Raw genomic sequence first — 24,286 nt, forward strand, 5'->3', positions numbered from 1 at the left:
GGGGCTCTGGTTCCCCTCCCCGCCGGACCGGCCGCCCGCGAGGGGCGACGGGGTGCTCGTTCGGGCGTGCCTCGAGTGACGGCTACATGCCGTCACTGAGCATGGACTGCACCAGCTTGGTGTGGCGCTCGAAGTTCAGCTCGCTGAACTCGGTGTTGTAGTTGAGGCCGTAGGGGTAGAAGTGGACCCCGGAGCAGTTGAGGGTCGCGCCCGCTCCGTCCCAGGTGCGCAGCAGTGCCTGGGAGGAGACCCAGCCGTTGTTCTGGCAGTTGGAGGTGAAGCCGGACGACGTGCCCACGCCCACGGTGTGCGACATCTCGTGAAGCGCCGTGCCCTCCACCATGTAGGTGCGGTTCGAGCCGAAGCGCATCTGACCGTAGATGTTCGCGTCGGCCGTCGGCGTGCCGGGGCTGTAGGAGACGGTCAGGTGGCGGGAGATGTTGTTGAGGCGGTTGTAGCGGGCCACGGCGCGGTCCATGGCGGCGGTGATGCGGGTGTAGGCGTCGGCCTCGTCAGCGGTCGGGGTCGCCGAGCGGTTCAGCGTGTAGGTGATCTTCTGCACGGTCGGGTCGGTCAGGGCCCAGCGCTGCGCCTTGGAGCCGGTGCAGGTCCACTGCTGGACGGGGGAGCCGTCGAGCTGGCCGAAGTCCTTGTCATCGAGGCAGAGGTTGCTGTGGCGGTTGGCGATCTCGGCGTAGCCCCCGCCGACGGAGGTGATCCGCCACTGCTGCGCGGTGCTGCCGTTGCAGCTCCACTGGCGCACTTCCGCACCGGGCGTGGTGCCGAAGTCGAAGTCGTCGAGGCAGAGGTTGCTGAACGTGTTCTTGATCTCGGCGTAGCCGGTGCCCAGGTCGGTGACCTGCCAGCGCTGATTGCTCGACTCGCTGCAGCTCCACTGGCGCACCTCGGCGCCGGGTTGAGTGATGAAGTCGTAGTCGTCGAGGCACATGCTGCTGTGCTGGTTGCGGATCTCCTGAGCCGCTCCGAGGCCGACCGGGGCGGTGGCTGCGGAGGCGGGCGTGCTGAAGCCGAGCGTCGTGATTCCGACGACGGCCGTGATCAGAGCTCCGATCAGGCGCTTGGAGGGGTGGGACTTCGTTGTCCGGGACATGGGTGCCTTTCACAGACATCCGGCGTCCCCGAAGGGACGCGGGTGAGGGTCGCAGGAAGGAGCCGTGTCCGAAGGGGTCGGAGCACGGCAGAGGATGCGCCGGAGCGACCGGGATGGTGATCCGGTCGTCCCGCCGCGGGACGCGTCAGCGCCGACGCTCCGAGTGGGATGGGAAGCTGATCACGACCTGCATGTTGACGTGGACAACCATCGACCGGTCGCGGAGCCGGTGTCAAGTGCCGGTCTCGAGCGGATCCGGTCCGAGCCCCGCCGGGCGAGGGTGATCCGTCCACGCGGATCCTCGTGCTCGCAGGGAGAGAGCGCTCACACCCGCCGTCGCTGCGGCATCGCCCGGGAATCCGCCATTGTTACCGTTAACAAAAGTCGGTACGGTGACACCTGAAGTGGGCAAGCGCGTCCTCGCGCCTCGCGTCCCACTCCGACCGGTTCGAAGGCGAACCTGAGAGGAACGTCGATGATGACGACAGCACCACCCTCCCGCCGCACCCTCCCGCCGCAGGCCCACGCCCGGCCCCGATGACTGTCGGCCCGGCCGACACCTCCCACGCGGTGACCGCGGTCGGCGCCCGCAGCGCGCGACGTCTCGTCCTCGCACCCACGTCGACCTCCGCCTCCCGATCACGGGTCGCCAGGCCCGCGTCCCGGGCCGCCTTCCGGCGATTCCCTCCCCGCCAGACGGACGCCGGACTCACCACTCCGCCGGCCGATCGCGCGGGCTCCGTCCTCCCCCTCCGACCCCTCACCTGAAGGACCCCCCATGTCACGAACCCCCCGGCAGGAGCGCACCCGGCGCTCACGCCTCCCTCGAGCGGGCGCCGCGCTGACGCTCGCCATCGCCTGCCTCGGCGGCGTCCTCGGACCGATCGGGGCCGCCGGTGCCGCCGAGACGGTCCCCGCTCCCGCGCTGCAGTACTCGTTCGACGGCATCGGCGCGACGCTCGCCAACGGAGCCGTCGTCGCCGACTCCGCTCCGGGCAACCACCCCGGGACCCTGATCAACTCCGGCGCGACCAGCGTCGCCGGCCCCTCCGGCGCCTCCACCGACCGTGCTCTCTCGCTCCCGGGCGGATCCAGCACGTCGGCCGCCCCCCATGTCCGGATCGCCCCGGGCCTGATCCCCGCCGGCACGCAGGACGTCACGATGTCCGCCTGGCTGCGCTGGAGCGGTGCTCCCGACTGCACCTGGCCCTTCACGCTCGGCTCCAGCGTCGACTCCCACGTCCTCTCCACCACGAAGTGCGGACCGGCCGGCTTCGGCGCGATCAAGAGCGGCTCCGAGGTGCGGGCCGCAGGCACCACTCCGGTCGCCGCGAACCGCTGGGTGCACATGGCGGTCGTCGTCAAGGGCGGCCAGTCGGTCTCGACCTACTTCGACGGAACCCTCGTCGGCCAGGGCAGCACGACCTTCACCGCCGCCTCGGCGATCGGCACCTCCACGTTCTCCGGCTTCCTCGGCAAGTCCTTCTACGGCGCGGACGCCTACTGGGCCGGCGCGATCGACGACATGCAGGTCTGGACCTCCGCGCTCACCGCCGGCCAGGTGCAGCAGAGCGCCGCGTCCGTGCACTCGGTGCTCGCGAACCAGGACGCCGCCGTCTCGCTCGGTGACACCTCGAACGTCACCTCGAACCTCACTCTCCCCACGACCGGCGCCAACGGCTCCACGATCACCTGGACGTCGAGCGCCCCCGGCGTCGTCAGCACCAGCGGCGTCGTCACCCGGCCCGCCGCGGGCAGCCCGGACGCCACCGTCACGCTGACCCCGACCGCCGTCCACGGCGGCATCACCGTCGTCGGCCGAGCGACCACCGTCTCCGTCCCGGCGTACGCCGCCGGTGACAGCGCCGAGGCCGAGCTCGCCCGGGCCGTCGCCGACGGCATCGCCAACGATCCCGCCCTCGCCGGACCGGTGCGCGGCAGCCTGAACCTGCCCTCGACCGGAGCCGACGTCGCCACCACCGCCGCGCGCGCGAACAGCGCCAGCGCCGTGGTGACCTGGACCTCGTCGAACGAGGCCGTCATCACCTCCGCCGACAAGGGCACCGCGCCGAACGTCGTCGCCAAGGGCTCGCTCACGCGTCCGTCCACCGACACCACCGTCACCCTCACCGCGACGATCACCGTCCCCGGCACCACGCCCCTCGTCCGGACCCTCACGCGCACCGTTCCGGCCGCGGCCCCCGTCGCCGCGAGCGACCTCGACGCGTACCTGTTCGCGTACTTCACCGGCGACAGCATCGAGGGCGAGAAGATCCGCTTCGCGACCTCCGACGGCAACGACTCGCTCAAGTGGAAGACCCTGAACGACGCGCAGCCGATCCTCACCTCGACCCTGGGCACGAAGGGCCTGCGCGACCCGTTCATCTTCCGCTCTAAGGAGGGCGACCGCTTCTTCCTGATGGCCACCGACCTCTCCGTCGGCACCACCGGCTTCGGCGGCTCGACCAACCGCGGCAGCCGCTACCTCGAGATCTGGGAGTCCACGGACCTCGTCAACTGGGGCCAGCAGCGCCACGTCGAGGTCAACCTGCCGAACGCGGGCATGACCTGGGCGCCGGAGGCCACCTACGACCCCACCATCGACGCGTACGTCGTCTACTGGACCTCGGCCCTCTTCACCGACAGCACCCGCAACGTCGAGGACGGCAACGGACCCCAGATCCTCACCTCCACCACCCGCGACTTCCGGGAGTTCACCACCCCCGAGGTCTGGTTCAAGGCCGCCGACGTCCCCTCGCTCAACAGCCGCAACGGGCTGATCGACGCCACGATGCTCAAGGACGGCGACACCTACTACCGCTTCACGAAGGCGACCGAGACCAGCGGCTGCCCCTCGCCCGACATCATCGGACAGAAGTCGACGAACCTGCGGGCCACCACCGCCTCCGGCGCGTGGAGCCTGATCGACACCTGCATCGGCCGCACCGCCGGAACGCCGGAGGTCGAGGGTCCCGAGATCTTCAAGACCAACGAGGGTGACCGGGCGGGCTACAAGTACTTCCTCTGGACCGACAACTACGGCGGACGCGGCTACATCCCGCTCGGCACGAACTCGCTCGAGGGCGACATCCAGTGGACGATCCCCAGCAGCTTCTCGCTGCCGACGTCGCCCCGCCACGGATCCGTCGTCTCCATCACCGCGAAGGAGCGCGACGCGCTGGCCGCGAAGTGGAACCCGTCGCTCCTGGTGACCTCGATCGACGCCGTGGCGCGGACCGTGCAGGCCGGATCGACCACCGTCGACCTGCCCGCCACGGTGGGCGCGACGTTCAAGGACGGCCACCGCGAGACGGTCGCCGTGACGTGGGAGACGGCCGATCTCAGCTCGCTGAAGAAGGCCGGCGACACCGTGCAGGTGCGCGGACAGCTCGCCAATTCGGCGGCGACTCCGGCCATCGCCACCATCACCGCCACGGCTCCTCCCGGACCGTCGCTGACGGCCTCGGCCTCGAGCCGCTGCGTCGCCGGCAAGGTGACGGTCACCGCGACCGGGACCAACACGAGCGGCTCCACGGTCGAGATGACCGTCGGCTCGCAGTGGGGGAGCAGGACCTTCACCGGGGTCGCTCCCGGCAAGTCCGTGTCCGCCGCCTTCACCACCCGGGCGACCTCGGTCGCCGCGGGCGAGGTGAGCGTCGCCTCGAAGGACGCGAACGGCACCAGGACGGCCGCCGCGCCGTACTCGGCGCTCACCTGCCGCTAGGCCGGTGACAGGGGGAGGGGCGGCTCCGAGCCGCCCCTCCCCTGATCTCCTCTCGCTCCGGGGCCTCCGGCCACCGGAGCAGGGAGCACGGACCCCGTGTCCGTTCTCCCCGGATCCACCTCTCCCACGGAAGTAGACGAACAATGCGGTTCCGACGCACGACGGCCCTCCTGGTCGCCGCGAGCCTGACAGCGGGAGGGGCTGCGCTCGGCGCGGCACCCGCACAGGCCGCGGTGCCCAGCCCGGTCCTCTCCTACGACTTCTCCTCGTCCGCCGCTGTCGGCTCCGCCGTGGGCGCGGGCACGACCCTGACCGACTCCGCTGCCGGCCGCTCCGCCACCGTGCGCGGGACCGGAGCGACGACCGTCGCCGGTCCGCGCGGCGGCACCGACCGCGCACTGCGCCTCCCCGGCGGTGCCGCGGGCAGCTCCGCCGCCTACGCCGAGATCGCGCCCGGACTGACCACGGCGGCCACCACCGATGTGACCATGTCGGCCTGGCTGCGCTGGGAGGGGAACCAGAGCTGCAGCTGGGCGTACGCGCTCGGGCAGTCGACCGAGCGGTACCTCTTCACCACGCCCCAGTGCGGAGGCAACCTGATCGGCGCCGTGAAGAACGGCTCGGAGCAGCGTGCGGCCGACTCCGGTCCCGCCGCCACCGGTCGCTGGAGCCACGTCGCCGTGGTCCTGCGCAGCGGCGTCAGCGTCTCGACCTACGTCGACGGCCGGCTCGCCCAGACCACCCCGACCTCCGCGACCGGAGCGGCGACTGTCGGCACCTCCGCCTTCTCCGGCCTCCTCGGCAAGTCGTTCTACGGCCCCGACCCCCTCTTCGCCGGGGCGATGGACGACGTGCACGTCTACTCCTCCGCCCTGACCCAGGACCAGGTGCGCGAGGACGCGGCTCCGGCCGCCGCCGCGATCGCCGCATCGGACGCCGCCGCGGCGACCATCGCCGTCACCGGACCCGTCACCAGCGACCTCCCCCTGCCGACCCGCGGCGCGGGCGGCTCCGTCCTCACCTGGGCGAGCAGCGACCCCGCGGTGATCGGCACCGACGGCTCCGTGCGCCGCCCGGCACCCGGATCGGCGAACGCCACCGTGACCCTGACCCCGACCGCGACCTTCGCCGGATCCGCCGCCACCGGCACCGCGCGCAGTGTCACCGTCGCCGCGGACACCGAGGCCGACGCCACGGCGCGCCTGCGCACCGCCCTCGTCGTCCCGCCGACCGTCGCCTCCGGAACCGCTCTGCCCACGGTCGCCGGCTACACCGTGTCGTGGAGTGCGGACGGCGCCGGCCTGTCCGGCGGCCGCCTCGTGAACGACACGGCGACCGACCGGGCGCTCGCGCTCACCGCCTCCGTGAAGGTCGGCACCACCACGCTGACGAAGACCTTCCGCACCACCGTCCTCAGCGCTTCCACGGCGAAGACCGTGGTGTCGTACACCCGGACGCCGACCGGCGACGACAAGGCGAACCAGGACACGGTCGCCCGCAGTCTCCACCTGGCGCTGGGCTCGTCCGTCGCCGACGCGGCACCGCTCTCGGGCAACTCGGGAGTCCTCTTCGCCGACGGCGTCTTCTCCGGGACCGACAAGGCCGACGCCCGCGGCCTCGCGAACCCCGCGCTGTTCACCTTCGCCGACGGCACCGTCGGCGTGATCGCCACCCGCGTCCTGCAGTCGGGCGCGTCCGACGGCACCGGGACCTCGAGCGCTCTGGTCTTCAAGGCCACGGACGCCACCGCGTCCGACTTCACCGAGCTCGGCCTCATCGACCTCGGCACCACCGGCGGCGTCGTCGGGCCGAAGGCGGTCTACGACACCGACCAGAACCGCTACCTCGTCTCCTGGACGGACTCCTCCGGGGCTGCGAAGTACACGACCGTCACGGATCTCGCCCGCACCGAGCTCCGTGCGCAGGCGTTCTGGCCGAAGGACGGCGGCCGTCGCAGCGTCGTCGTGACCGACGGGAACCGCGGAGCGGTCCTCGGAGGAAGCCCCGCCACCGTCGCCGCTCCCGACCTCTCCGGAGTCCCGGGCCGCGTCGCGGACGCTCTGCCGGGCGGCGCGCTGACCGTCTCCGGCTCCGTCGCCGACTCGCTCGCGAAGAGGTTCGGCCGCACGGTCAACACCGGATCCTCGGTCGCACCGCAGACGATCGATCAGGGCGACACCTCCGCCCTGTCCGGAGTGAAGGCGCAGCTCTCGTACAACGACGGCTCGACCGGCAGCCTCGGCATCGACTGGAACCAGCAGCAGCTCGCCGACCTCGCCGCGAAGGGCCCGGGAATGTACGACCTCTCCGGGACCGTCCGCCAGCGGCAGTACAACGAGCCGTTCGCCTACAACCGCGCGGATCCGACGATCCACCGCTACGAGCGCAACGGGAAGACGCAGTACCTCTTCACCGCCACGGACGACACGAACAACAACAACGTCGCCTCGCAGCACCTGCCGATCCGGGTCGCCGACAGCATCGACCAGCTCAGCGACGACAACGGTGGACGCGCCCGTGAGGTGGACCTCCTCAACCGCACCACGCGGATGGACCGCACCGCCGAGGGCAAGGTGATCGCGGGCTGCTACTGGGCCCCCGAGATCCACGAGATCGGCGGCAAGCTCTCGATCCTGTTCGCCCCGTGCTTCAACCCGGACAACGACCAGTCGAACCAGGGCGGTCAGTGGTTCACGGTGCAGGCGCACATCATGCAGCTGCGCGACGGCGGAGACCCCGCGAACCCCTCCGACTGGAGCGCGCCGCGCGCCGTCCTGAAGAGCGACGGGAGCGCCCTCGCACGCCCCGGCACGGGCCGCAACATCAGCCTCGACATGAGCTACTTCGAGTCCGGTGGGACCGCGTACTACGCCTGGTCCCAGCGCTACGTCGACAACGGAGCGAGCGACCCGGCGACCTGGATCGCCAAGGTCGATCCCGCGAACCCCACCCGCGTCATCGGCGAGCCGACCCCGATCATCGTGCCCTCGCTGACGTTCGAGGACCGCCTGGCCGAGGGAGCGTTCGCGATCCAGCGGAACGGGAGGATCACGCTCGTCTACTCCAGCAGCGCCGTCAGCCCGAAGTACATCGTGGGCGGCGCCTGGGCGGAGGAGGGCAGCGACCTGACCGACATCGCGAGCTGGACGAAGTACGACGCCCCGCTCCTGCAGAGCGTCCCCATGCCCGACGGCGTCGTCGACTACCGCACCTACGAGCAGGGTCCCGGCCACGGAGCCGTGACCCAGGACGAGGACGGCAACGACCTGTACGTCTACCACACCTGGGGCAACGGAGTCGGGGGTGACGGCCGCGACACCCGTCTCGCCCGCATCCACTACGCCGCCGACGGCCGGCCGGTCTTCGATCTGACGCCGACGGAGGAGGTCGCACCCGCGTACCGGACTGTGACCGCGAAGGTCACCGTCACGTCGCCGCTGACCGTGACAGCCACGGCGTCGACCCGCTGCGTCAGCGGGAAGGTCGTCCTGACCACTGCGGTCAAGAACGACAGCCGCTCGATCATGGACATCACGACGGTCACCGCCTTCGGCTCGAAGACCGTGACCGGAGTCGCGCCGGGAGCGTCCGCCTCGAGCGCCGTCACCACCCGCGCGGTCTCGATCCCCGCGGGGTCGGTGGCCGCGACAGGGAGGGCCGTCGTCGACGGGAAGACGGTCAGCACGCAGACGAGCGTCGACTACCCGGCGCGCAGCTGCCGCTGAGACGGTGAGGGAGCGGGCGCCACGATCGCCCGCTCCCTCGTCGCCCCGCCCCCGACCGGCACTGCGCCGCCCTGCAGTGCCGCCACCTCAGAAGGACGACCGACGAGATGCACCACAGAGTGAGAACCGGGACGGTCCCGACCATCGGGCCCGTGCTGACGAAGGTCGCGCAGTCGCACACCCTCACCGAGGAGAAGGACGACGGAGCGGCCGGCAGCGCAGCTGCGGTCGGAGGACACGACCTCCTGCTGATCAACGGCAACGCCCTCCCTCTCTCCTGAGTCCCCCTGAGCGGTACGGGTGGGTCCACGGCCCTGATCGCCCGACGATTCCGCCGAGCCGACCTCACCACCGGCTGCAGACCGGGGTGGTGATCGGGCCGGATTCTGCTGTCCGGGCCGATCGCTGATGCGTGGAGCGCTCCTGAGGCGACTCCCGGACGCGCGCCGGCGGTGACCGGCCCAGCCCCTTCCTCCCGTTGCAGCAGGAGACCGCCGTTCCCCAGGAGACACCCGTGATGCGCCTCGATCGATTCCTCGTGTCCCTCGCACGCCCTGCGCGGTGCACGAACCGCTGCGGAGCCTGCGGGCTCGACTGCAGCACCGACGTCTTCATCCTGATCGCGCTCGCGACCGGCGAGAACCGCGACGAGTCCCGCCTCCGACAGGTTCTCGACCACCGCTCCGGCGACCGTGTCGATGTCGTCGAGGTGCGCAAGCGCCTCCTCCGGCTCTCACGCCACGGTCTGGTGCTCCTCGAGAGAGGCAGGAGGACCCCGCTGCAGCGCATCGAGCGCTTCTCGATCACGCGCGACGGCCGGGCCTTCCTGGCGTCCCACGCCAGAGCACTGGACCTCCTCGCCGAGGAGATCCACGTCGCGCTGCTGTCCCGCTGACGAGCCGAGCGCCTGCGCGGGCGCGTCGAGTCTGTTCGGCGTCGATCCGGGGATCCGACGCGCCGGGTCGCAGGCAGGTCCCGGCCTCGCGGTCCCCTCGCTCGTGACCGCGTCACACCCGCTCAGGATCACGAGGCAGACCGCAGCCGGAGGCACTGCCGACGCGAATCCCGACGAGCTGTGCGAGCTCGCCGCCGGCGCGCGCTCAGGCACGGCTCGCCCGTGACGACGCCCCCGCGGAGCACCAGTCGCCGCTCAGGGCTCCGGCGACTCCACGCCGGCCGTTGCCGCCCCTTCACCCTGCGTCGTGCGCGAGGTGGCGCGATCCTGATTCATGCCGCCGACGGCGCCGTCATGATCGGGGCCGTCCTCTCTCTCGCGTTCCACTTCCAGATCGTTCTCGGAACGGGACCGCTGGGGCCGGGCTCGCGAACCTCGCCCTGACCGTCGCGGTCACGGCGTTCTCGCCCGTCGCCATCGGATTCCTCCTCATCCGAGGGAGGAAGGAGGACCTCGACCGCGCCTGGGACGAGGCGGAGGACGCCTCGTCCAGTGAGACGATGCCGAAGGGGCGGGCCGGTTCGTGCAGAAGCGACAGATCGGCTCGCCCATTCGAGTCCGATTCACGACACCCCGTACCTCGTCGAGCGACGACCTCCCCCCCCCGATGAGGAGTGACTCGTGGATCGCAACGGTGCGGTCGTGCGACGCTGCCGCTTCATCCGGTGGGTCTCCTCCCGCGATGCCGGCGGCACCGCCGAGAGATCATCGAGGGTCGCGACCCGGTCGTTCGGCACATCACCGCAGATCGGAACGACGACGCCCGGCCGCCCTCGTGTGAGGGACGGCCGGGCGTCGTCGTTCGCGGAAGCGGGTCAGGTCATCCGCAGCGGAGCGCCGGGTAGGCGGCGCTCACGGGAGCGGAGGCACTGCCGACGGTGGCGACTCCCTGGACGGTCCCGGCGGTGACCGAGGCGGCCCGCGTGGTCACGGCCAGCGAGGCGGTCCGGCCCGCATCGATCTGCTGCGTCTTCGCGCCCCACAGGGTGCTCCAGCGGAGGTCGGCGGTCGACGCGGCCCTGTTGACGGTGGTCAGGGTGACCACCACCTTGCCCGCGACGCAGCGAGCCGCGGCGGTGGCGGTGACGGGCACAGCCGGCGCCTTCACGGTGATCGTCGCCGTGACGGTGCGGTTGGCCGAGGCCACCTCCTGCTCCTTCGAGAGGGAGAGGTCGAGTCGGCCGCTCGCGCGGATGTTGACGCCCTTGAACCAGGTGTTGCGGTCCGAGTCGAACAGGCCGCCCGCGTTCTGCGGGTCGGTCGCCGTGTGCGGGTCCGGGTAGGGGCGGGCGTGGTAGGCGAGGAGCAGGTTGCCCGACTCGTCCTCGACGAACGAGTTGTGCCCGGTGCCGGCCTGCTGGCGCGAGAAGTACTGCGTCTCGTCGGCGCCGAGGCGGCCCAGGTAGGTGTCCTCGGTGTCCAGCACGGGGAACGCGGTCTGCGTCCACGTCGCGGGGTTGAGGAGGTCGGCGCTCGCGTCGGCCGTGAGCAGGCCGAGCGAGTAGTACTTGTCGACCGTTCCACCCGAGTAGGTGAGGTACAGGCGTCCCCCCTTCGACACGATGAACGGCGCCTCGACGATGCCCTGGTCGCTTCCCTCGGTGGTGTCGGACGGGGTCGGCGAGCGCTTGCCCGACTCCCACGGCTGGCTCTCGCCGTAGATGCGGCTGACCGCACCGGAGATCAGCGGGACGGTGCCCTTGGGCCCCATGGTCGCCTTGGCGAGCGAGAGCGTGCCGCCGTTGGGCAGGACCCAGTAGCCCTGGGCGGCGCCGTTCTCCTGGCGCTCGATGTAGCTGACGTCGAAGGCCGCGCCCTCGAGGACGACCGGCTCGCCCCACTTCGTCTGGTCGAGGAATCCGCCCGCGGCGATCGAGGCGTCGGTCCCGGTGTAGGGGATCAGGACGGTGTTGTCGCACCAGCCGCCCACGGGCGCGTAGCCCTTGTTCATGCCGGCGACGATCCACCAGGTGCCGTTGATCTTGTGGAACTCCTGCGCCCAGATGTATCCGCCCCAGCCGTAGAAGGTGTTCGGGTACTGGCTCTGTCGGCCGGGCGTGCCGGCGTCGGGGTCGATCACGATCTGCTCGGGAGCGGAGTCGAGACCGGCGATGGTCTTCGAGCGCTTGAGGCCGATCTTGCGGTAGCTGGAGCTCTCCTCGATCGGGCCGAGCGAGTCCTGGCCGTAGTGCGAGCCCGTGAGGTAGTAGTAGCCGTCGTCCTCATTGAAGAAGACGTGCGGATCCGCGCGGGCCTCGTTGACCATCGCCTCGGGGTCCTGCTGGACGGAGCCGGTGACCCGGTAGGTGCCGGGACGCGAGGTGTCGACGGCAGTGGTCAGGTCGTCCTGCCAGTCGACGTTGAGCGACTTGGTCGAGCCGTCGTTGTACTCCATCACGGCCTGCCCCGGGAGCGCGGCGGCGATCGCCGCGGATCCGGCGCCGGAGTCGACGGAGCCGCTGAGCGCCTTCACGCCGGTGTTCTTCAGGTCGACGTACTCGCGGTAGAACGTGCCGAACTCGGTCGAGGTCAGCGCGGTCTCGCCGGCCTGGCCCTGGGTGAACCAGGCGGGGAGACCCGAGCCCTGGACACCGGGGACGCGGGCGTCGGCGCGGGTGGTCGCTCCGGGAGCGGTGCCGGAGGCCAGGTCCGTGAACAGCGTCACGCGGCCCTCGGTGGTGAGCAGGTCGGTCCAGAACAGCTTGTAGACGCCCAGGGCGGAGTCGAAGACGATCCGCGGGTCGGTCACGACCGAGCCCGGCGCGACCCGGAGGACGCGCTGGTCGCGGAAGGTGCGGCCGTCGGAGGAGCTCCAGAGGTAGACCGAGTCCGTCGCGTTGTTCTGCGACGAGACCGCGCCGAGGGAGCCGTCCTTCGAGCGGAACAGCAGCGGCGAGCCCATCTGGGCGTTCGGGCGCTGCGCCTGATCGCCGTCCTTGAGGACGGAGAGGATCGACTGCGAGCGGTTCAGCGGCTCCCAGGCGGTCGCGCCGGCGGGCAGTGCGGCCGTGAAGAGCGAGTCCGCGCGACGGTCGTCGTTGTAGGCCAGCGGGTCGTCCTTCACTCCGTTCGTCGTGGTGACGGTCTTGACGGAGGTGGCGATGCGTCCGCCGGGCACGGCGAGGGTGCTGTCCCACGCGTAGGTCTGCCCGGCGACGGCTGCCTGGAGGCGGACGGCGACGGGAGCGGTGAGGCCCGCGAGGTCCACGGCGCCGGTGGAGGAGACGCGCGCGGCGCCGGCGCCGGAGGCGGTCCAGGTCACGGTGCTCCCGAGCACCTGCGCGGGCAGGTCGCCGAGCACGGTCGTGGGGACGTCGAGTGCGGCGCGCAGGTCGGTCGCCACGGTGCTGCTCGTCGCGCCCAGCTCGGCCCCGGTCAGGGCGCGGTCGTAGACGCGCAGATTGTCGAGGAGTCCGGTGAAGTACTCCCCGCCGCCCCAGTTGGCCTTGCCGACCTGAAGGACTCCGCCGGTCGATCCGAGGACCGTCGCGAGCGAGGGGCCGGCCGTCGTGACGGCCACGGGCTTCGCGTCGACGTAGAGACGGGCGGTGCCGGCGCTCAGGACGAGATCGACGTGCTTCCACTCCGTGCTGCTCGGGCCGGTGAGGTTGCCCGACGCGTCGCGGGCGCCGCTGTTGGCGTACCGCTCGACGGTGATGCCGGTCGTCCTGTCGAGGACGCCGACGTACTTCTCCTGGGCGTAGTCCTGGGTCGCGGCCGAGCGAGCGGCGAAGACCGACCAGCCGACGTTGTTCGCGGCGGCGGGCTTGGAGTCGTACGACAGGGTGACGGAGTCGCGCCCCTTCAGCAGCGGCTGCCCGTCGGTCGCGGTGAGGTCGAGCCAGAACGAGGACGACAGCGACACGGCGCTGCCCTGCCCGGTGCGCCCGGCGACGAGGGTCGGCGTCCCCTTCACGGCGGCGCGGGTCGACCGGTCGGTGAAGGCGCCTCCGCTCGGGGCGGTGTCGAAGGTGAAGTCCGCGAGCAGGCTCTGCGCGGGGGTGGTCGCCGCTGTCGCGGCGACGGCGACCGGCACGGCGGAGCCGGCGGCGAGGGCGATCGTCGCGGAGGCGGCGAGGGTGGCGGCGAGCAGGCGCGAGCGCCTGCCTCCGCCCGGGGGTCGTGACGTCATCGTCGACGTGTCCTCTCGGGTTCTGCAGCGAACCGGTGGGCGGACGGGGGATCCCGCCTGCGGTGTGGTCTCCGCACGGTACCGGCGATTGTTCACGGTAACAAGAGAGCACGACCATCAGTTGCGAAACTCCCACACCCGTCGGGCAACTCGGGCGAGCAGAACGCCGCACCGGGCGGGCCGGCCGCCTCTGAGCCCGCCCCGCCCGGGTCAGTGCCCGCGCGCGATCCACTCCTCGCGGTGCGGCGCCTCCGCTCCGATCGTCGTCGAGTCGCCGTGGCCGGTCCGGACGACCGTCGCGGCGGGCAGCGTCAGCAGGCGCTCCGTGATCGAGTCGATGATCGTCGGGAAGTCGCTGTAGGAGCGGCCGGTGGCCCCCGGCCCGCCCTGGAAGAGCGTGTCGCCGGTGAACACCGTGCCGAGCGCCTCGGCGACGAAGCAGACGGCGCCGGGGGTGTGGCCCGGGGTGTGCCGCACCTCGAGCTCGACGCCGGCGACGGGCACGATCCGTCCGTCGACCAGGGCGCCGCTCGGGGCCGTGCCGGGGTGCACGGCGTCCCAGAGCATCCGGTCGGCCTCGTGGAGCAGCACCGGGGCGCCGGTCGCAGCGCGGACTCCCTCGACCGCGTCGAGGTGGTCGTCGTGCCCGTGGGTCAGCAGCACGGCGAGGAGCCGACGCTCGCCGACGGCCGCGAGGATCGCGTCCGCGTCGTGGGCCGCGTCGATGACGACGCACTCGGAGTCGTCGCCGACGATCCAGACGTTGTTGTCGACGTCCCAGGTGCCGCCGTCGAGGCTGAAGGTGCCGCTCGTGACGAGCTGCTCGATCCGCGCGCCCATCAGAGCACCACCACCGAGCGGAGCACGTCGCCGCCGGCCATCGTGGCGAAGGCCTCCTCGATGTCCTCGATCCCGATCCGCTCGCTCACGAACTCGTCCAGGGGCAGGCGGCCCTGGAGGTAGAGGCCGGTCAGCATCGGGAAGTCCCTCTCCGGCAGGCAGTCGCCGTACCAGCTCGACTTCAGCGATCCGCCGCGGCCGAAGACATCGAGCAGGGGGATCTCGAGCGTCATCTCGGGAGTCGGCACCCCGACCAGCACCACGGTCCCGGCGAGGTCGCGGGCGTAGAACGCCTGGCGCCAGGTCTCGGGGCGGCCCACGGCGTCGATGACGACGTCCGCTCCGAAGCCGTTCGTCAGGGCCTGCACGGCGGCGACGACGCCCGCCTCGTCGAGGCCGCTGGAGTCGATGACGTGCGTGGCGCCGAGCTTCTCGGCCGCGACCAGCTTCTTGGGGTCCCGGTCGATCGCGATGACCGTGCCGGCGCCCGCGAGAGCGGCGCCGACCACGGCGGCCGTGCCGACTCCTCCGCAGCCGATGACCGCGACGGAGTCGCCGCGCGTCACGTTCCCGGTGTTCATCGCCGCGCCGAGGCCGGCCATGATCCCGCAGCCGAGCAGGCCGACCGCGGCGGGGTCCGCCTCCGGATCGACCTTCGTGCACTGCTTCGCGTGCACGAGGGTCTTCTCGGCGAAGGCCCCGATCCCGAGGGCGGGGCTGAGCTCGGTTCCGTCCTCCAGGGTCATCCGCTGCGTCGCGTTGAAGGTGTCGAAGCAGTACCAGGGCTCGGCCCGGGTGCAGGCCCGGCACTCGCCGCAGACCGCGCGCCAGTTGAGGACCACGAAGTCGCCGACCGCGACGTGGGTGACTCCCTCTCCGATCGCGCTGACCCGTCCGGCCGCCTCGTGACCGAGGAGGAAGGGGAAGTCGTCGCTGATCCCGCCCTCGCGGTAGTGGAAGTCGGTGTGGCAGACGCCGCAGGTCTCGATGTCGACCACGGCCTCGCCCGGGCCCGGGTCGGGGACGACGATGTCGACGAGCTCCACGGGAGCGCCCTTCGACCGGGCGATGACGCCGCGCACAGTGGTGGGCATGGGGGGCTCCTTCGACGGGGGCGTGCAGGTCCGCTCCACAGTAACGACCGCGGGAGGCGGGTGCGCCGGGTGGACGCGGGCGCTCCCGGCCTCTCCTGTGCCGGGCCGCCCGCCTCGCGGACCGCGACCCTGACAGTCGGTAGGGTGCGGGCCATGCGCACTCTGTACCCCGAGATCGAGCCCCACGACTCCGGCATGCTCGACGTCGGCGACGGCCACTCGCTCTACTGGGAGGTCTCGGGCAACCCCGAGGGCAAGCCCGTCGTGTTCCTGCACGGCGGCCCCGGAGCCGGCACCTCGCCCGCCCACCGCCGGCTGTTCGACCCCGAGAAGTACCGCATCGTGCTGTTCGACCAGCGGATGTGCGGCCGCTCCACCCCGCACGCCGGCGAGCCGGAGGCCGACCTCTCGACCAACACCACCTGGTACCTCGTCGCCGACATCGAGCGCCTCCGCGAGCACCTCGGCGTCGAGCGCTGGCTCGTGCTCGGCGGCTCCTGGGGCTCGACCCTCGCCCTCGCCTACGCCGAGACCCACCCCGAGCGGGTCAGCGAGATCGTCCTCCGCGGGATCTTCACCCTCCGCCGCGCCGAGCTCGAGTGGTTCTACGAGGGAGGCGCCGCCGCGGTCTACCCGGATCTCTGGGAGGGCTACACCTCCGTCGTCCCGGCCGGCGAGCGGGGCAGCCTCATCGAGGCGTACTACCGCCTCCTCCACGACGCGGACCCCGCCGTGCACGGCCCCGCCGGTGTCGCCTGGACCACTTGGGAGGCGTCGACCATCACCCTCCTGCAGAAGCCGGAGCTGATCGCGGACTGGTCCGATCCCGTCTTCGCGCTCGCCTTCGCCCGCATCGAGAACCACTTCTTCGTGCACAGGGGCTGGCTGGAGGAGGGGCAGCTGATCCGCGACGCCGGTGTCCTCCGCGACATCCCGGCCGTCATCGTGCAGGGCCGCTACGACATGTGCACCCCGGCCTTCACCGCCTGGGACCTGCACCGGGCCTGGCCCGAGGCCGACTTCCGGATGATCGCCGACGCGGGCCACGCCTTCGACGAGCCGGGGATCCTCGACGCGCTGATCGAGGCCACGGACCGCTTCGCGTCCTGACGGGCGGGGCGGTCCGCACCTCGCGGCCGGGATGCTCGGGCGCCCGTGCCTGAGCGTCCCGCGCCCGGCGCCGTCGTGCCCCGGGAGCGGGTCTACCCTGATCAGATGCGCGCGGACGACGCCTCCGGGATGGAGGACTGGCCCACCGGCCGGCTGCTCTCCACCGCCTCCCGGATGGTCGAGCACGCCTGGCACGGCGCCCTCGCCGAGATCGGCCTCACCCACGCCGGCCTGATCGTGCTGCACCTCCTGCAGGTGGGTCCCGTCGCGCAGAAGGACCTGGCCGCCGCGGCCCACGTCGAGGTGCAGACCATGTCGCGCACCATCGAGCGCCTCGAGCGCGAGGGCCACGTCTCGCGCACCACGGATCCGTCGGACCGCCGCCGGCAGCTCGTCGCGCTCACCGACGCGGGCGGCGAGGCCTGGCGCCGGGCGCACCGCCTCGAGGTCGACATGTTCCCGGGCTCGCTCGAGCACGGCCCCCTGCGCGAGGCGCTGCTCGAGATCATCCGCTCGGCCAGCGAGTCGCGCTGGGGCTGACCGCAAGCCCGAGCGGAGCCCGTCCGCGGAGCGCTAGCTTCGTCGGCATGACCTTCAACGACGACTCCCAGCTCAGCGGCGGCAAGGTCCGCCGTCGCGGCCGCACCACCGGCATCGCCGTCGGCGGGGGCGCGGTGGGCGTGGTCGTGCTCGCGCTGCTCTCGCAGCTGCTCGGCGTGAACCTCTCGGGCCTCGGCGAGGTGTTCGGCGGAGGCGGGTCCTCGCCGGAGGGCGTCACCTCCACCGCGGTGGCCTGCGACAGCGGCGCCGACGCGAACACGCAGGTCGACTGCCGCCTCGAGGGTGCGGCCGAGTCGCTCGACCGCTACTGGGGCGAGCAGACGCCGACCCTCGGAGTCGCCTACACGACCCCGACCGGCGTCGACCTGTTCGAGGACAGCACCACTACCGGCTGCGGGAGCGCGACCGCCGCGGTCGGCCCGTTCTACTGCCCGCCGGACCGGACGATCTACCTCGACACCGACTTCTTCGACGAGCTGCGCACCCGGTTCGACACCTCGGGCGGATCGCTCGCGCAGATGTACATCCTCGCCCACGAGTGGGGCCACCACATCCAGAACCTGACCGGCGCGATGGAGTCGGCGGACCGCTCCGGCACCGGCCCCGAGTCGGACTCGGTGCGCCTCGAGCTGCAGGCCGACTGCTTCGCCGGAGCCTGGGTGGGCGACGCCTCGACGGTGCCCGACGAGACCGGCACGCCCTACCTCAAGCCGGTGACGGCGCAGGAGTACCAGGACGCGCTCGGCGCCGCGGCCGCCGTCGGCGACGACCGCATCCAGGAGCAGGCCACCGGCACCGTCGATCCGGAGGGGTGGACGCACGGCTCTGCCGAGCAGCGCCAGCGCTGGTTCCAGGCCGGCTTCGAGGGCGACGCCACCAGCTGCGACACCTTCGCGGCCGCGCAGCTCTGACCTGGCGCCGCTGAGGGCTCCTCGCCGCTGCCTGCGGACTCCCGCGGGTCAGGACACGGAGTCGGCCGGCTCCTCCATGTACCACTCGGTGAACGAGCGCGCCCGCCCGTCGGGGGCGAAGCGGATGACCCAGAGGTTCAGGTAGGTGCGGTCGCCCGGGTAGACGGTGCGCGCCTCCACCACGGCGGTCTCCTCCGTCAGCGCGACCAGGCCCCACGCGAACGTCGGGTCGGCGGGCTCCTCCTCCGCCAGCCACCACTCGACGATCGCGTCGCGCGGAGTGATCGCGTCGCGGTGCGGCGCCGTGAAGTACTCGGCGTCCTCGGTGAACAGTGCGGCCACGTCGGCCGCGTCGTCCGTGGCCCAGGCCTTCTCGTAGCCGGCGATCCAGCTCTCGATGTCGATCATCCGCCCATCCTCGTCCTGCCCGACGCGCGCGGGAAGGAGGAGGAGGGAACAAAGCGGCGGCCCGTGCTGTTGAGCCCCGAGCCGGTCGAAAGCAGAGCCGAGCGATACGATCCCGCCGACGACGGCCCGCCCGCCGCTGCGGTCCGGGTGCGCGTCCGCCGCCGACACGAAGGACAGCCGTGCCCGACTCCGACAGACGCTCCCTGACCCGCTCGCCGGACCCGCGCCTCATCACCGCCGTCCTCGCCTTCGCGGGGATGAGCGCCTCCTTCATGCAGACGCTGGTCGTGCCGATCCAGTCCGAGCTGCCGACGCTGCTCGGCGCCGACCGCACCGAGACCGCGTGGGTGATCACCGCGACGCTGCTCAGCGCCTGCATCCTCACCCCGGTCTCCGGCCGCCTCGGCGACCTCTACGGCAAGCGGCGGATGGCCGTGGCCGCGCTGGTCGTGCTCGTGATCGGCTCGATCGTGTGCGCCTTCGCGGGGGACGTGTGGACGCTGGTCGTGGGCCGGGCCCTCCAGGGCGCGGTGATGGGCGTCATCCCGCTCGGCATCTCGATCCTCCGCGACACCCTCCACCGCGACCGGCTCCCCGGCGCGATCGCCCTGGTCAGCGCGACCCTCGGCATCGGCGGCGCGCTCGGCCTGCCGCTCAGCGCCCTCATCGCGCAGAACACCGACTGGCACGTCCTGTTCTGGATGTCCGCGGGCCTCGGCGTCCTCGACATCGTCCTCGTCCTCCTGGTCGTGCCGGTGTCGACGCTGCGCTCGCCCGGCACCTTCGACGTGGTCGGCACGATCGGCCTCGCCCTCGGGCTGAGCGGCGTGCTGATCGCCGTCTCGCGCGGCAACGACTCCGGCTGGACGAGCCCCGCGATCCTCGGCTCCGGCCTCGGCGGCATCGCCGTCCTGCTCCTCTGGGGCTGGTACGAGCTGCGGCAGGAGAGCCCGCTCGTCGACCTCCGGGTGGCCGCCCGCCCCGCCGTGCTCTTCACCAACCTCGCCTCGGTGGCGGTCGGCTTCGCGTTCTTCGGCGCCCAGATCACGTTGCCGCAGCGCCTCGAGCTGCCGGCCGCGTCGGGCGTCGGCTTCGGCCTGAGCCTGATCGTGGCGAGCCTCGTGCTCGCGCCCTCGGGCCTGGCGATGATGGCGACGTCCCCGCTCGCCGCCCGCCTCTCGGCGCAGTCCGGGCCGCGGCTCGTGCTGATCGCCGGCTCCGGGCTGATCGCGGTCTCGTACCTGCTGATCCTCCCGTTCGGCGGCGAGGTGTGGCAGATCCTGGTGATCAACGCCCTCATCGGGGTCGGCCTGGGCCTCGCCTACGCCGCGATGCCGACGCTCATCATGCACGCCGTCCCCGCCTCGGAGACCGCCGCCGCGAACGGGCTGAACTCGCTGATGCGCACCCTCGGCACGACGCTCTCCTCCGCCGTGACCGCGGGCGTGCTCGCGCAGCTGACCGTGTCGGTCGGCGACGTGCAGCTGCCGAGTTCGCAGGGCTTCGAGACCACGTTCGTGATCGGCGCGATCGGAGCGCTGATCGCCGTCGCCCTCGGCCTGCTCATCCCGCGGGCGCCCCGCCCGGAGGCGCGACCCGCTCTGCCGTGACCGGACCGCGCGTCGTCGGCCGCGACTGCTCCTCGCCGAGGACCTGATCGCGGCCGGCGTCGCGCGTCCGCTACTCGTCCTCGAGCAGCATCCGCTCGATCTGCAGCTCGCGCAGCCTCGTCGAGGCCTGCAGGTTCTCGCGCGCGGCGAGCACCAGGCGGCACAGCAGCACCAGCAGCACGATCGCGAGCACCGCGACCGCCGTCACGACGACTCCGTACAGCGCGGTCAGGACTCCCCAGGTCTGGATCATCCCTCGACGCTACGGAGCCGCACCCGCCCTCGCATCCCCCGCCCGACGGAGGGCGCGGGGCGAGGCGAGCGGCCCGTGCAGGGGCAGCGGACGCGCAGAGCCCGGCCCGCGACGGCTCAGCCCGCGAACGCCCCGCGGTACGCCCGCGCCGGGTGCGTCGCCGGCAGCTCGTCCGTCCCGAACAGCTTGCGGCGCAGCGTCCCCTCGGCGTACTCGGTCTGCGCGAGGCCCCGCTCCTGGAGCACCGGCATCACCCGGTCGACGAACTCCTCGTAGCTGCCGGGCAGGATCCAGTTGACGACGTTGATCCCGTCGATCCCCGCGTCGCGCCAGCCCGCCAGGTGGTCGGCGATCTGCTCCGGTGTGCCGACGACCCGTCCGCGCAGCTTCGCCGAGAGCCGGGCCAGATCGCGGACGGTCGGCTCGCGGTCGGGGGAGGCGTCGCGGATCCACTGCAGGTGGCTCTGGCCGGCGTAGGTCTCGATCGCCGAGAGCGGCAGGTCGGGGTCGAGCTTCTCGCCCGTCGCCGGGTCGAAGCCGAGGTTCGAGTGCACGAGGAAGGCGTCGGAGGAGAGGTACTCGTCGATCTCGCGCTCAGCGCGGCGCGCCTCCTCCTCCGTGTCGCCGGTGATGAAGGAGAGCCCCAGGTAGAAGGAGGGCGCACCCGCTCCGCGACCGGCCGCCGCGGCGAGGGCCCGCGTGTCCTCGATCAGCTCGCGGGTCTTCTCCGGCGACCCCGAGAACACGAACTGCGCCTCCGCGTTCCGCGCGGCGAAGCGCCGGCCCGCGGGGGAGGAGCCGGCCTGGAAGAGCACGGGCGTGCGCTGGGGCGACGGAGCCGAGAGGTGCGGCCCCTGCACGCGGTAGCGCTTCCCGACGTGGTCGATGCGGTGGATGCGCGACGGGTCGGCGAAGGAGCCGCTCTTGTCGCGCAGGAGCGCACCGTCGTCCCACGAGCCCTCCCACAGCTTGTAGACCACGTCGAGGTACTCCTGCGCCCAGGCGTAGCGCTCGTCGTGCTCCTCGAGCCGGTCGTAGCCGAAGTTGCGGGCCGCGCCGTCGAGGGCGCTGGTGACGATGTTCCAGGCGATCCGCCCCTTCGAGAGGTGGTCGAGGGTCGAGACCTTCCGGGCGAAGTCGAACGGATGCGACTGCAGCACCGAGCTCGTGAACGCGAAGCCGAGGTGCTCGGTGCTCACCGCCAGGGCCGAGAGCAGCACGGACGGGTCGTTGCTGGGCAGCTGCAGCCCCTCGCGGGCGTTGACGTCCCAGTCGCCGTCCGCCGGACCGTAGAGCCCCGCCACGTCGGCGAAGAACATCGCGTCGAAGCGGCCGCGCTCCAGCGTCCGGGCGAGGTCGATCCAGAGCTGCACGTCGTCGAACTCGTGCTGCCGGGCGTCGGGGTGGCGCCAGAGGCCGTGCTGGATGTGGGAGGCGGTGTTCATGACGAACGCGCAGAAGCGCAGCGGGCGGGGCTCGGTGATCACGCTCCCAGGCTAGGCCGGGTGCCTCCCTCCGGTCTCGAACGACTCCGCGCGTAGGGTGTCCGACTGTGGAATCCCGCATCCCCGAACCCGCGCACGCCGTCCCTCCGCTGACGGACGCCGTCGCCGAGGCGCTCGACGCCACCACCGTCGCCGAGATCCGCGCTCTGCGCGACGACTTCGCGCGCTTCATGCTCCAGTACAAGTTCGGGATGGACGAGATCGTCACGAAGGTGTCGATCCTGCAGGAGGAGTTCCGCGAGCTGCAGGAGTACAACCCGATCGAGCACGTCACCAGCCGGCTCAAGTCGGCCGACAGCCTGATCGAGAAGATCGAGCGCAAGGGCTGCGAGACGACCTTCGAGGGCATCGCCGACGCGATCACCGACATCGCCGGCGTGCGGATCACCTGCAGCTTCGTCTCGGACGTCTACCGCGTCTTCGACCTGCTCACCTCGCAGTCCGACGTGACGGTGCTCGAGGTGAAGGACTACATCGCCGAGCCGAAGGAGAACGGCTACAAGAGCCTGCACGCGATCGTCGAGGTGCCGGTGTTCCTCTCCGGCGGATCGGTCGACGTCTGCGTCGAGGTGCAGTTCCGGACCATCGCGATGGACTTCTGGGCGAGCCTGGAGCACAAGATCTACTACAAGTACGACCGCCAGGTCCCGCAGGAGCTCCTCGACGGCCTCGCCGACGCGGCCCGCACCGCCGCCACCCTCGACGCCGACATGGAGCGCCTCCACCGCCAGGTCCGCGGCCCGCTGCCCGGGGCGCGCACCTACGACGTCTGACGGGCCGCCCCACGCCGCCGATCGGGCCGCTCCGACTCCTGCCGATCGAGCAGCCCGCGCAGCGGGCGTCTCGAGATCCCCCCTTACGGAGTCAGCAGCGGCAGCAGCGCCAGCAGCAGCACCGCGGAGCCGTTCAGCGTCGCGTGCGAGACGATCGCCGCTCCGAGCCGCCCGGTGATCGTCGCGATCCAGCCGTGCGCGAGTCCCGCGGTGACCGTCGTCACGCCGAGCGTCACGATCGTCGCCGGGTTTACCATCTGGTGCCCGTGCAGCAGGGCGAAGACCGCCGTGGACGTCAGGATGCTGAACACCATCGCCCAGACGCGGCGGCCGCGGGTGGGCGGCGCCGACTCCGCGGAGCCCCGGAGCATCCGGTTCCGCACCGCGCGCATCACGACGCCGCGGCAGAGGACCTCCTCGACCAGCGGCGCGACGACGACGGGGATGAGGACCGAGCTCAGCACGAACCACAGCGGATCGGGGTCGATGTCGAGGTTCCCCTGCGCGTCCTGGAGGAGCGGAGCGAACGCGGCGAGCACGAACAGGATCACGACGCGCACCGCGATGCCGAGCCCGATCCCGATGGGCACGTCGATCCAGCGGAACCGCAGTCCGAAGTCGGCCGCCATCGTGCCCAGCCCGCGCAGCCGAGACGCCGCGAACGGGACGATCAGCGCGACGAGATAGCTCGCGAGCGCCCCCGCGAAGGCGAGTCCGGCGGAGTAGGGGAGCACGCCGAACCCGAACAGCAGGATGAGCACGGCCAGCGGCAGGACGATCCCGACGATCGTGAGCACGGCGGTCGGCAGGCCCCAGCGGACCCGAGGATCGGGCAGGTAGAGGAGAGAGGAGTAGGGCGCGTGGACCGAGGGGAGGGGCTCGACCGGCCACGAGGGCGCCGCAGCGGAGTCGGGCGCGAGCGTCGCGGGATCGGGCGGCGGGAAGGCGTCGGGTTGCATGGCCGGGCCAGCCTACGCAGACCGCCTGGACGGGATCCGGGCTGCAGTCACTGCTCGGCGCGGGCCGGAACGGGAGGGATGTGCGGCGGATCGCGGCGGCGGGAACCTCCGGGTACGAAGAAACCCCCGCCATGTAGAAGCTAGGCGAGGGTTCCAGTGGCTCCGACGGGCGTCGATCCCGTGACCTCACGATTTTCAGTCGTGCGCTCTACCAACTGAGCTACAGAGCCGTTGCGACGTGATGTCGCTGGAGAGGTGATCTCCTGAAAAAGGCCCTTCCTCTCGGAAGGGCCTCTTTGCGACCCTGACGGGACTTGAACCCGCGACCTCCGCCGTGACAGGGCGGCACGCTAACCAACTGCGCTACAGGGCCTCGTTGCGAAGACAAGCATACTGCCTTCGAGGCTGTTCTATTTTCACGCCCCGACCCTCGCGAGCCGATGCACTTTCCGGTGGTGCTGGTACTTCTGGTGGTGCTGGTAGTACCGACCCATCCGTGACCCCAACGGGATTCGAACCCGTGCTGCCGCCGTGAAAGGGCGGTGTCCTAGGCCACTAAACGATGGGGCCGGAGACTCGCGGGGCGACCCTGCGGCCGACCCCCCATGACTACCG

At 71.7% G+C, this 24,286-nt stretch carries 17 protein-coding genes and 3 tRNA genes; 9 read left to right on the forward strand and 11 right to left on the reverse strand.

What is annotated here, in order from left to right:
• Positions 1-82: 82 nt before the first annotated feature.
• Positions 83-1,111, reverse strand: coding sequence for an RICIN domain-containing protein (locus C5D66_RS10295; RefSeq protein WP_104255520.1), 1,029 nt, complete (start codon positions 1,109-1,111; stop codon positions 83-85).
• A gap of 778 nt (positions 1,112-1,889) precedes the next feature.
• On the opposite strand from C5D66_RS10295, the gene C5D66_RS10300 reads away from it, so the two are divergent.
• The 4 genes from C5D66_RS10300 to C5D66_RS10310 all read left to right on the forward strand — a co-directional run bounded on the left by C5D66_RS10300 (position 1,890) and on the right by C5D66_RS10310 (position 9,455).
• Complete coding sequence (locus C5D66_RS10300; RefSeq protein ID WP_104255521.1) at positions 1,890-4,835, forward strand: immunoglobulin-like domain-containing protein; 2,946 nt, start codon at positions 1,890-1,892, stop codon at positions 4,833-4,835.
• A gap of 143 nt (positions 4,836-4,978) precedes the next feature.
• Positions 4,979-8,560 (forward strand): LamG-like jellyroll fold domain-containing protein, encoded by a 3,582-nt coding sequence (locus tag C5D66_RS10305; RefSeq protein WP_104255522.1) that lies wholly within the window; start codon positions 4,979-4,981, stop codon positions 8,558-8,560.
• Between the two features lie 119 nt (positions 8,561-8,679).
• Entirely contained in the window at positions 8,680-8,841 is a 162-nt protein-coding gene (locus C5D66_RS17165; protein ID WP_181067898.1) for a hypothetical protein, read from the forward strand.
• Between the two features lie 233 nt (positions 8,842-9,074).
• Positions 9,075-9,455, forward strand: coding sequence for a hypothetical protein (locus tag C5D66_RS10310; RefSeq protein WP_104340708.1), 381 nt, complete (start codon positions 9,075-9,077; stop codon positions 9,453-9,455).
• An 880-nt stretch (positions 9,456-10,335) separates the two neighbouring features.
• Here C5D66_RS10310 and C5D66_RS10315 read toward each other — a convergent pair.
• The 3 genes from C5D66_RS10315 to C5D66_RS10325 all read right to left on the reverse strand — a co-directional run bounded on the left by C5D66_RS10315 (position 10,336) and on the right by C5D66_RS10325 (position 15,581).
• Complete coding sequence (locus tag C5D66_RS10315; protein WP_104255524.1) at positions 10,336-13,647, reverse strand: family 43 glycosylhydrolase; 3,312 nt, start codon at positions 13,645-13,647, stop codon at positions 10,336-10,338.
• Between the two features lie 210 nt (positions 13,648-13,857).
• Positions 13,858-14,487 (reverse strand): MBL fold metallo-hydrolase, encoded by a 630-nt coding sequence (locus tag C5D66_RS10320; protein WP_104224396.1) that lies wholly within the window; start codon positions 14,485-14,487, stop codon positions 13,858-13,860.
• Positions 14,487-15,581 carry an S-(hydroxymethyl)mycothiol dehydrogenase gene (locus C5D66_RS10325; RefSeq protein WP_104226021.1) on the reverse strand — a complete coding sequence of 365 codons (1,095 nt, stop codon included), beginning with the start codon at positions 15,579-15,581 and terminating at the stop codon, positions 14,487-14,489. The genes C5D66_RS10320 and C5D66_RS10325 overlap by 1 nt, the downstream gene beginning before the upstream one ends.
• 153 nt (positions 15,582-15,734) lie before the next feature.
• Here C5D66_RS10325 and pip point away from each other — a divergent pair, with 153 nt between their 5' ends.
• The 3 genes from pip (at position 15,735) to C5D66_RS10340 (ending at position 18,163) form a co-directional block, all read left to right on the forward strand.
• Positions 15,735-16,691, forward strand: coding sequence for a prolyl aminopeptidase (gene pip, locus C5D66_RS10330; protein WP_104226020.1), 957 nt, complete (start codon positions 15,735-15,737; stop codon positions 16,689-16,691).
• A gap of 105 nt (positions 16,692-16,796) precedes the next feature.
• Entirely contained in the window at positions 16,797-17,231 is a 435-nt protein-coding gene (locus C5D66_RS10335; RefSeq protein WP_104255525.1) for a MarR family winged helix-turn-helix transcriptional regulator, read from the forward strand.
• A gap of 47 nt (positions 17,232-17,278) precedes the next feature.
• On the forward strand, positions 17,279-18,163 hold the full coding sequence (locus tag C5D66_RS10340) for a neutral zinc metallopeptidase (RefSeq protein ID WP_104224400.1): 885 nt from the start codon (positions 17,279-17,281) through the stop codon (positions 18,161-18,163).
• 48 nt (positions 18,164-18,211) lie between these two features.
• Here C5D66_RS10340 and C5D66_RS10345 read toward each other — a convergent pair whose 3' ends face one another.
• Complete coding sequence (locus tag C5D66_RS10345) at positions 18,212-18,571, reverse strand: nuclear transport factor 2 family protein (protein WP_104255526.1); 360 nt, start codon at positions 18,569-18,571, stop codon at positions 18,212-18,214.
• 179 nt (positions 18,572-18,750) lie between these two features.
• On the opposite strand from C5D66_RS10345, the gene C5D66_RS10350 reads away from it, so the two are divergent.
• Positions 18,751-20,181, forward strand: a complete 1,431-nt coding sequence (locus C5D66_RS10350; protein WP_258061326.1) for an MFS transporter — start codon at positions 18,751-18,753, stop codon at positions 20,179-20,181.
• Positions 20,182-20,251: 70 nt separating this feature from the next.
• Here the strand turns inward: C5D66_RS10350 and C5D66_RS10355 are convergent, their stop codons facing one another.
• Positions 20,252-20,434, reverse strand: coding sequence for a hypothetical protein (locus C5D66_RS10355; protein ID WP_104224402.1), 183 nt, complete (start codon positions 20,432-20,434; stop codon positions 20,252-20,254).
• A gap of 116 nt (positions 20,435-20,550) precedes the next feature.
• Positions 20,551-21,879, reverse strand: coding sequence for an NtaA/DmoA family FMN-dependent monooxygenase (locus C5D66_RS10360; protein ID WP_374953323.1), 1,329 nt, complete (start codon positions 21,877-21,879; stop codon positions 20,551-20,553).
• Positions 21,880-22,109: 230 nt separating this feature from the next.
• Here C5D66_RS10360 and C5D66_RS10365 point away from each other — a divergent pair, with 230 nt between their 5' ends.
• Positions 22,110-22,712 carry a GTP pyrophosphokinase family protein gene (locus tag C5D66_RS10365; protein WP_104234325.1) on the forward strand — a complete coding sequence of 201 codons (603 nt, stop codon included), beginning with the start codon at positions 22,110-22,112 and terminating at the stop codon, positions 22,710-22,712.
• An 83-nt stretch (positions 22,713-22,795) separates the two neighbouring features.
• Here C5D66_RS10365 and C5D66_RS10370 read toward each other — a convergent pair whose 3' ends face one another.
• From C5D66_RS10370 to C5D66_RS10385, 4 genes are all read right to left on the reverse strand, one after another.
• Positions 22,796-23,671, reverse strand: a complete 876-nt coding sequence (locus tag C5D66_RS10370) for a CPBP family intramembrane glutamic endopeptidase (protein ID WP_104255527.1) — start codon at positions 23,669-23,671, stop codon at positions 22,796-22,798.
• Between the two features lie 157 nt (positions 23,672-23,828).
• A tRNA-Phe gene (locus tag C5D66_RS10375) sits at positions 23,829-23,901 on the reverse strand.
• A 69-nt stretch (positions 23,902-23,970) separates the two neighbouring features.
• Positions 23,971-24,044: transfer RNA gene (locus C5D66_RS10380), tRNA-Asp, on the reverse strand.
• 124 nt (positions 24,045-24,168) lie between these two features.
• Positions 24,169-24,241: transfer RNA gene (locus tag C5D66_RS10385), tRNA-Glu, on the reverse strand.
• Positions 24,242-24,286: the final 45 nt, after the last annotated feature.

Source organism: Rathayibacter sp. AY1B4, from assembly GCF_002932815.1.
Taxonomy (GTDB): domain Bacteria; phylum Actinomycetota; class Actinomycetes; order Actinomycetales; family Microbacteriaceae; genus Rathayibacter.

Excerpts from the sequence above, each read along its gene's own strand:
- C5D66_RS10305 (WP_104255522.1), top strand. The coding sequence starts at position 4,979 with ATGCGGTTCCGACGCACGACGGCCCTCCTGGTCGCCGCGAGCCTGACA.
- C5D66_RS10370 (WP_104255527.1), bottom strand. The coding sequence starts at position 23,671 with ATGCAACCCGACGCCTTCCCGCCGCCCGATCCCGCGACGCTCGCGCCC.
- C5D66_RS10295 (WP_104255520.1), bottom strand. The coding sequence starts at position 1,111 with ATGTCCCGGACAACGAAGTCCCACCCCTCCAAGCGCCTGATCGGAGCT.
- C5D66_RS10360 (WP_374953323.1), bottom strand. The coding sequence starts at position 21,879 with ATGAACACCGCCTCCCACATCCAGCACGGCCTCTGGCGCCACCCCGAC.
- C5D66_RS10345 (WP_104255526.1), bottom strand. The coding sequence starts at position 18,571 with ATGATCGACATCGAGAGCTGGATCGCCGGCTACGAGAAGGCCTGGGCC.
- C5D66_RS10335 (WP_104255525.1), top strand. The coding sequence starts at position 16,797 with ATGCGCGCGGACGACGCCTCCGGGATGGAGGACTGGCCCACCGGCCGG.
- C5D66_RS10315 (WP_104255524.1), bottom strand. The coding sequence starts at position 13,647 with ATGACGTCACGACCCCCGGGCGGAGGCAGGCGCTCGCGCCTGCTCGCC.
- C5D66_RS10365 (WP_104234325.1), top strand. The coding sequence starts at position 22,110 with ATGCTCCAGTACAAGTTCGGGATGGACGAGATCGTCACGAAGGTGTCG.
- C5D66_RS10300 (WP_104255521.1), top strand. The coding sequence starts at position 1,890 with ATGTCACGAACCCCCCGGCAGGAGCGCACCCGGCGCTCACGCCTCCCT.
- pip (WP_104226020.1), top strand. The coding sequence starts at position 15,735 with ATGCGCACTCTGTACCCCGAGATCGAGCCCCACGACTCCGGCATGCTC.
- C5D66_RS10340 (WP_104224400.1), top strand. The coding sequence starts at position 17,279 with ATGACCTTCAACGACGACTCCCAGCTCAGCGGCGGCAAGGTCCGCCGT.
- C5D66_RS10355 (WP_104224402.1), bottom strand. The coding sequence starts at position 20,434 with ATGATCCAGACCTGGGGAGTCCTGACCGCGCTGTACGGAGTCGTCGTG.
- C5D66_RS10325 (WP_104226021.1), bottom strand. The coding sequence starts at position 15,581 with ATGCCCACCACTGTGCGCGGCGTCATCGCCCGGTCGAAGGGCGCTCCC.
- C5D66_RS10320 (WP_104224396.1), bottom strand. The coding sequence starts at position 14,487 with ATGGGCGCGCGGATCGAGCAGCTCGTCACGAGCGGCACCTTCAGCCTC.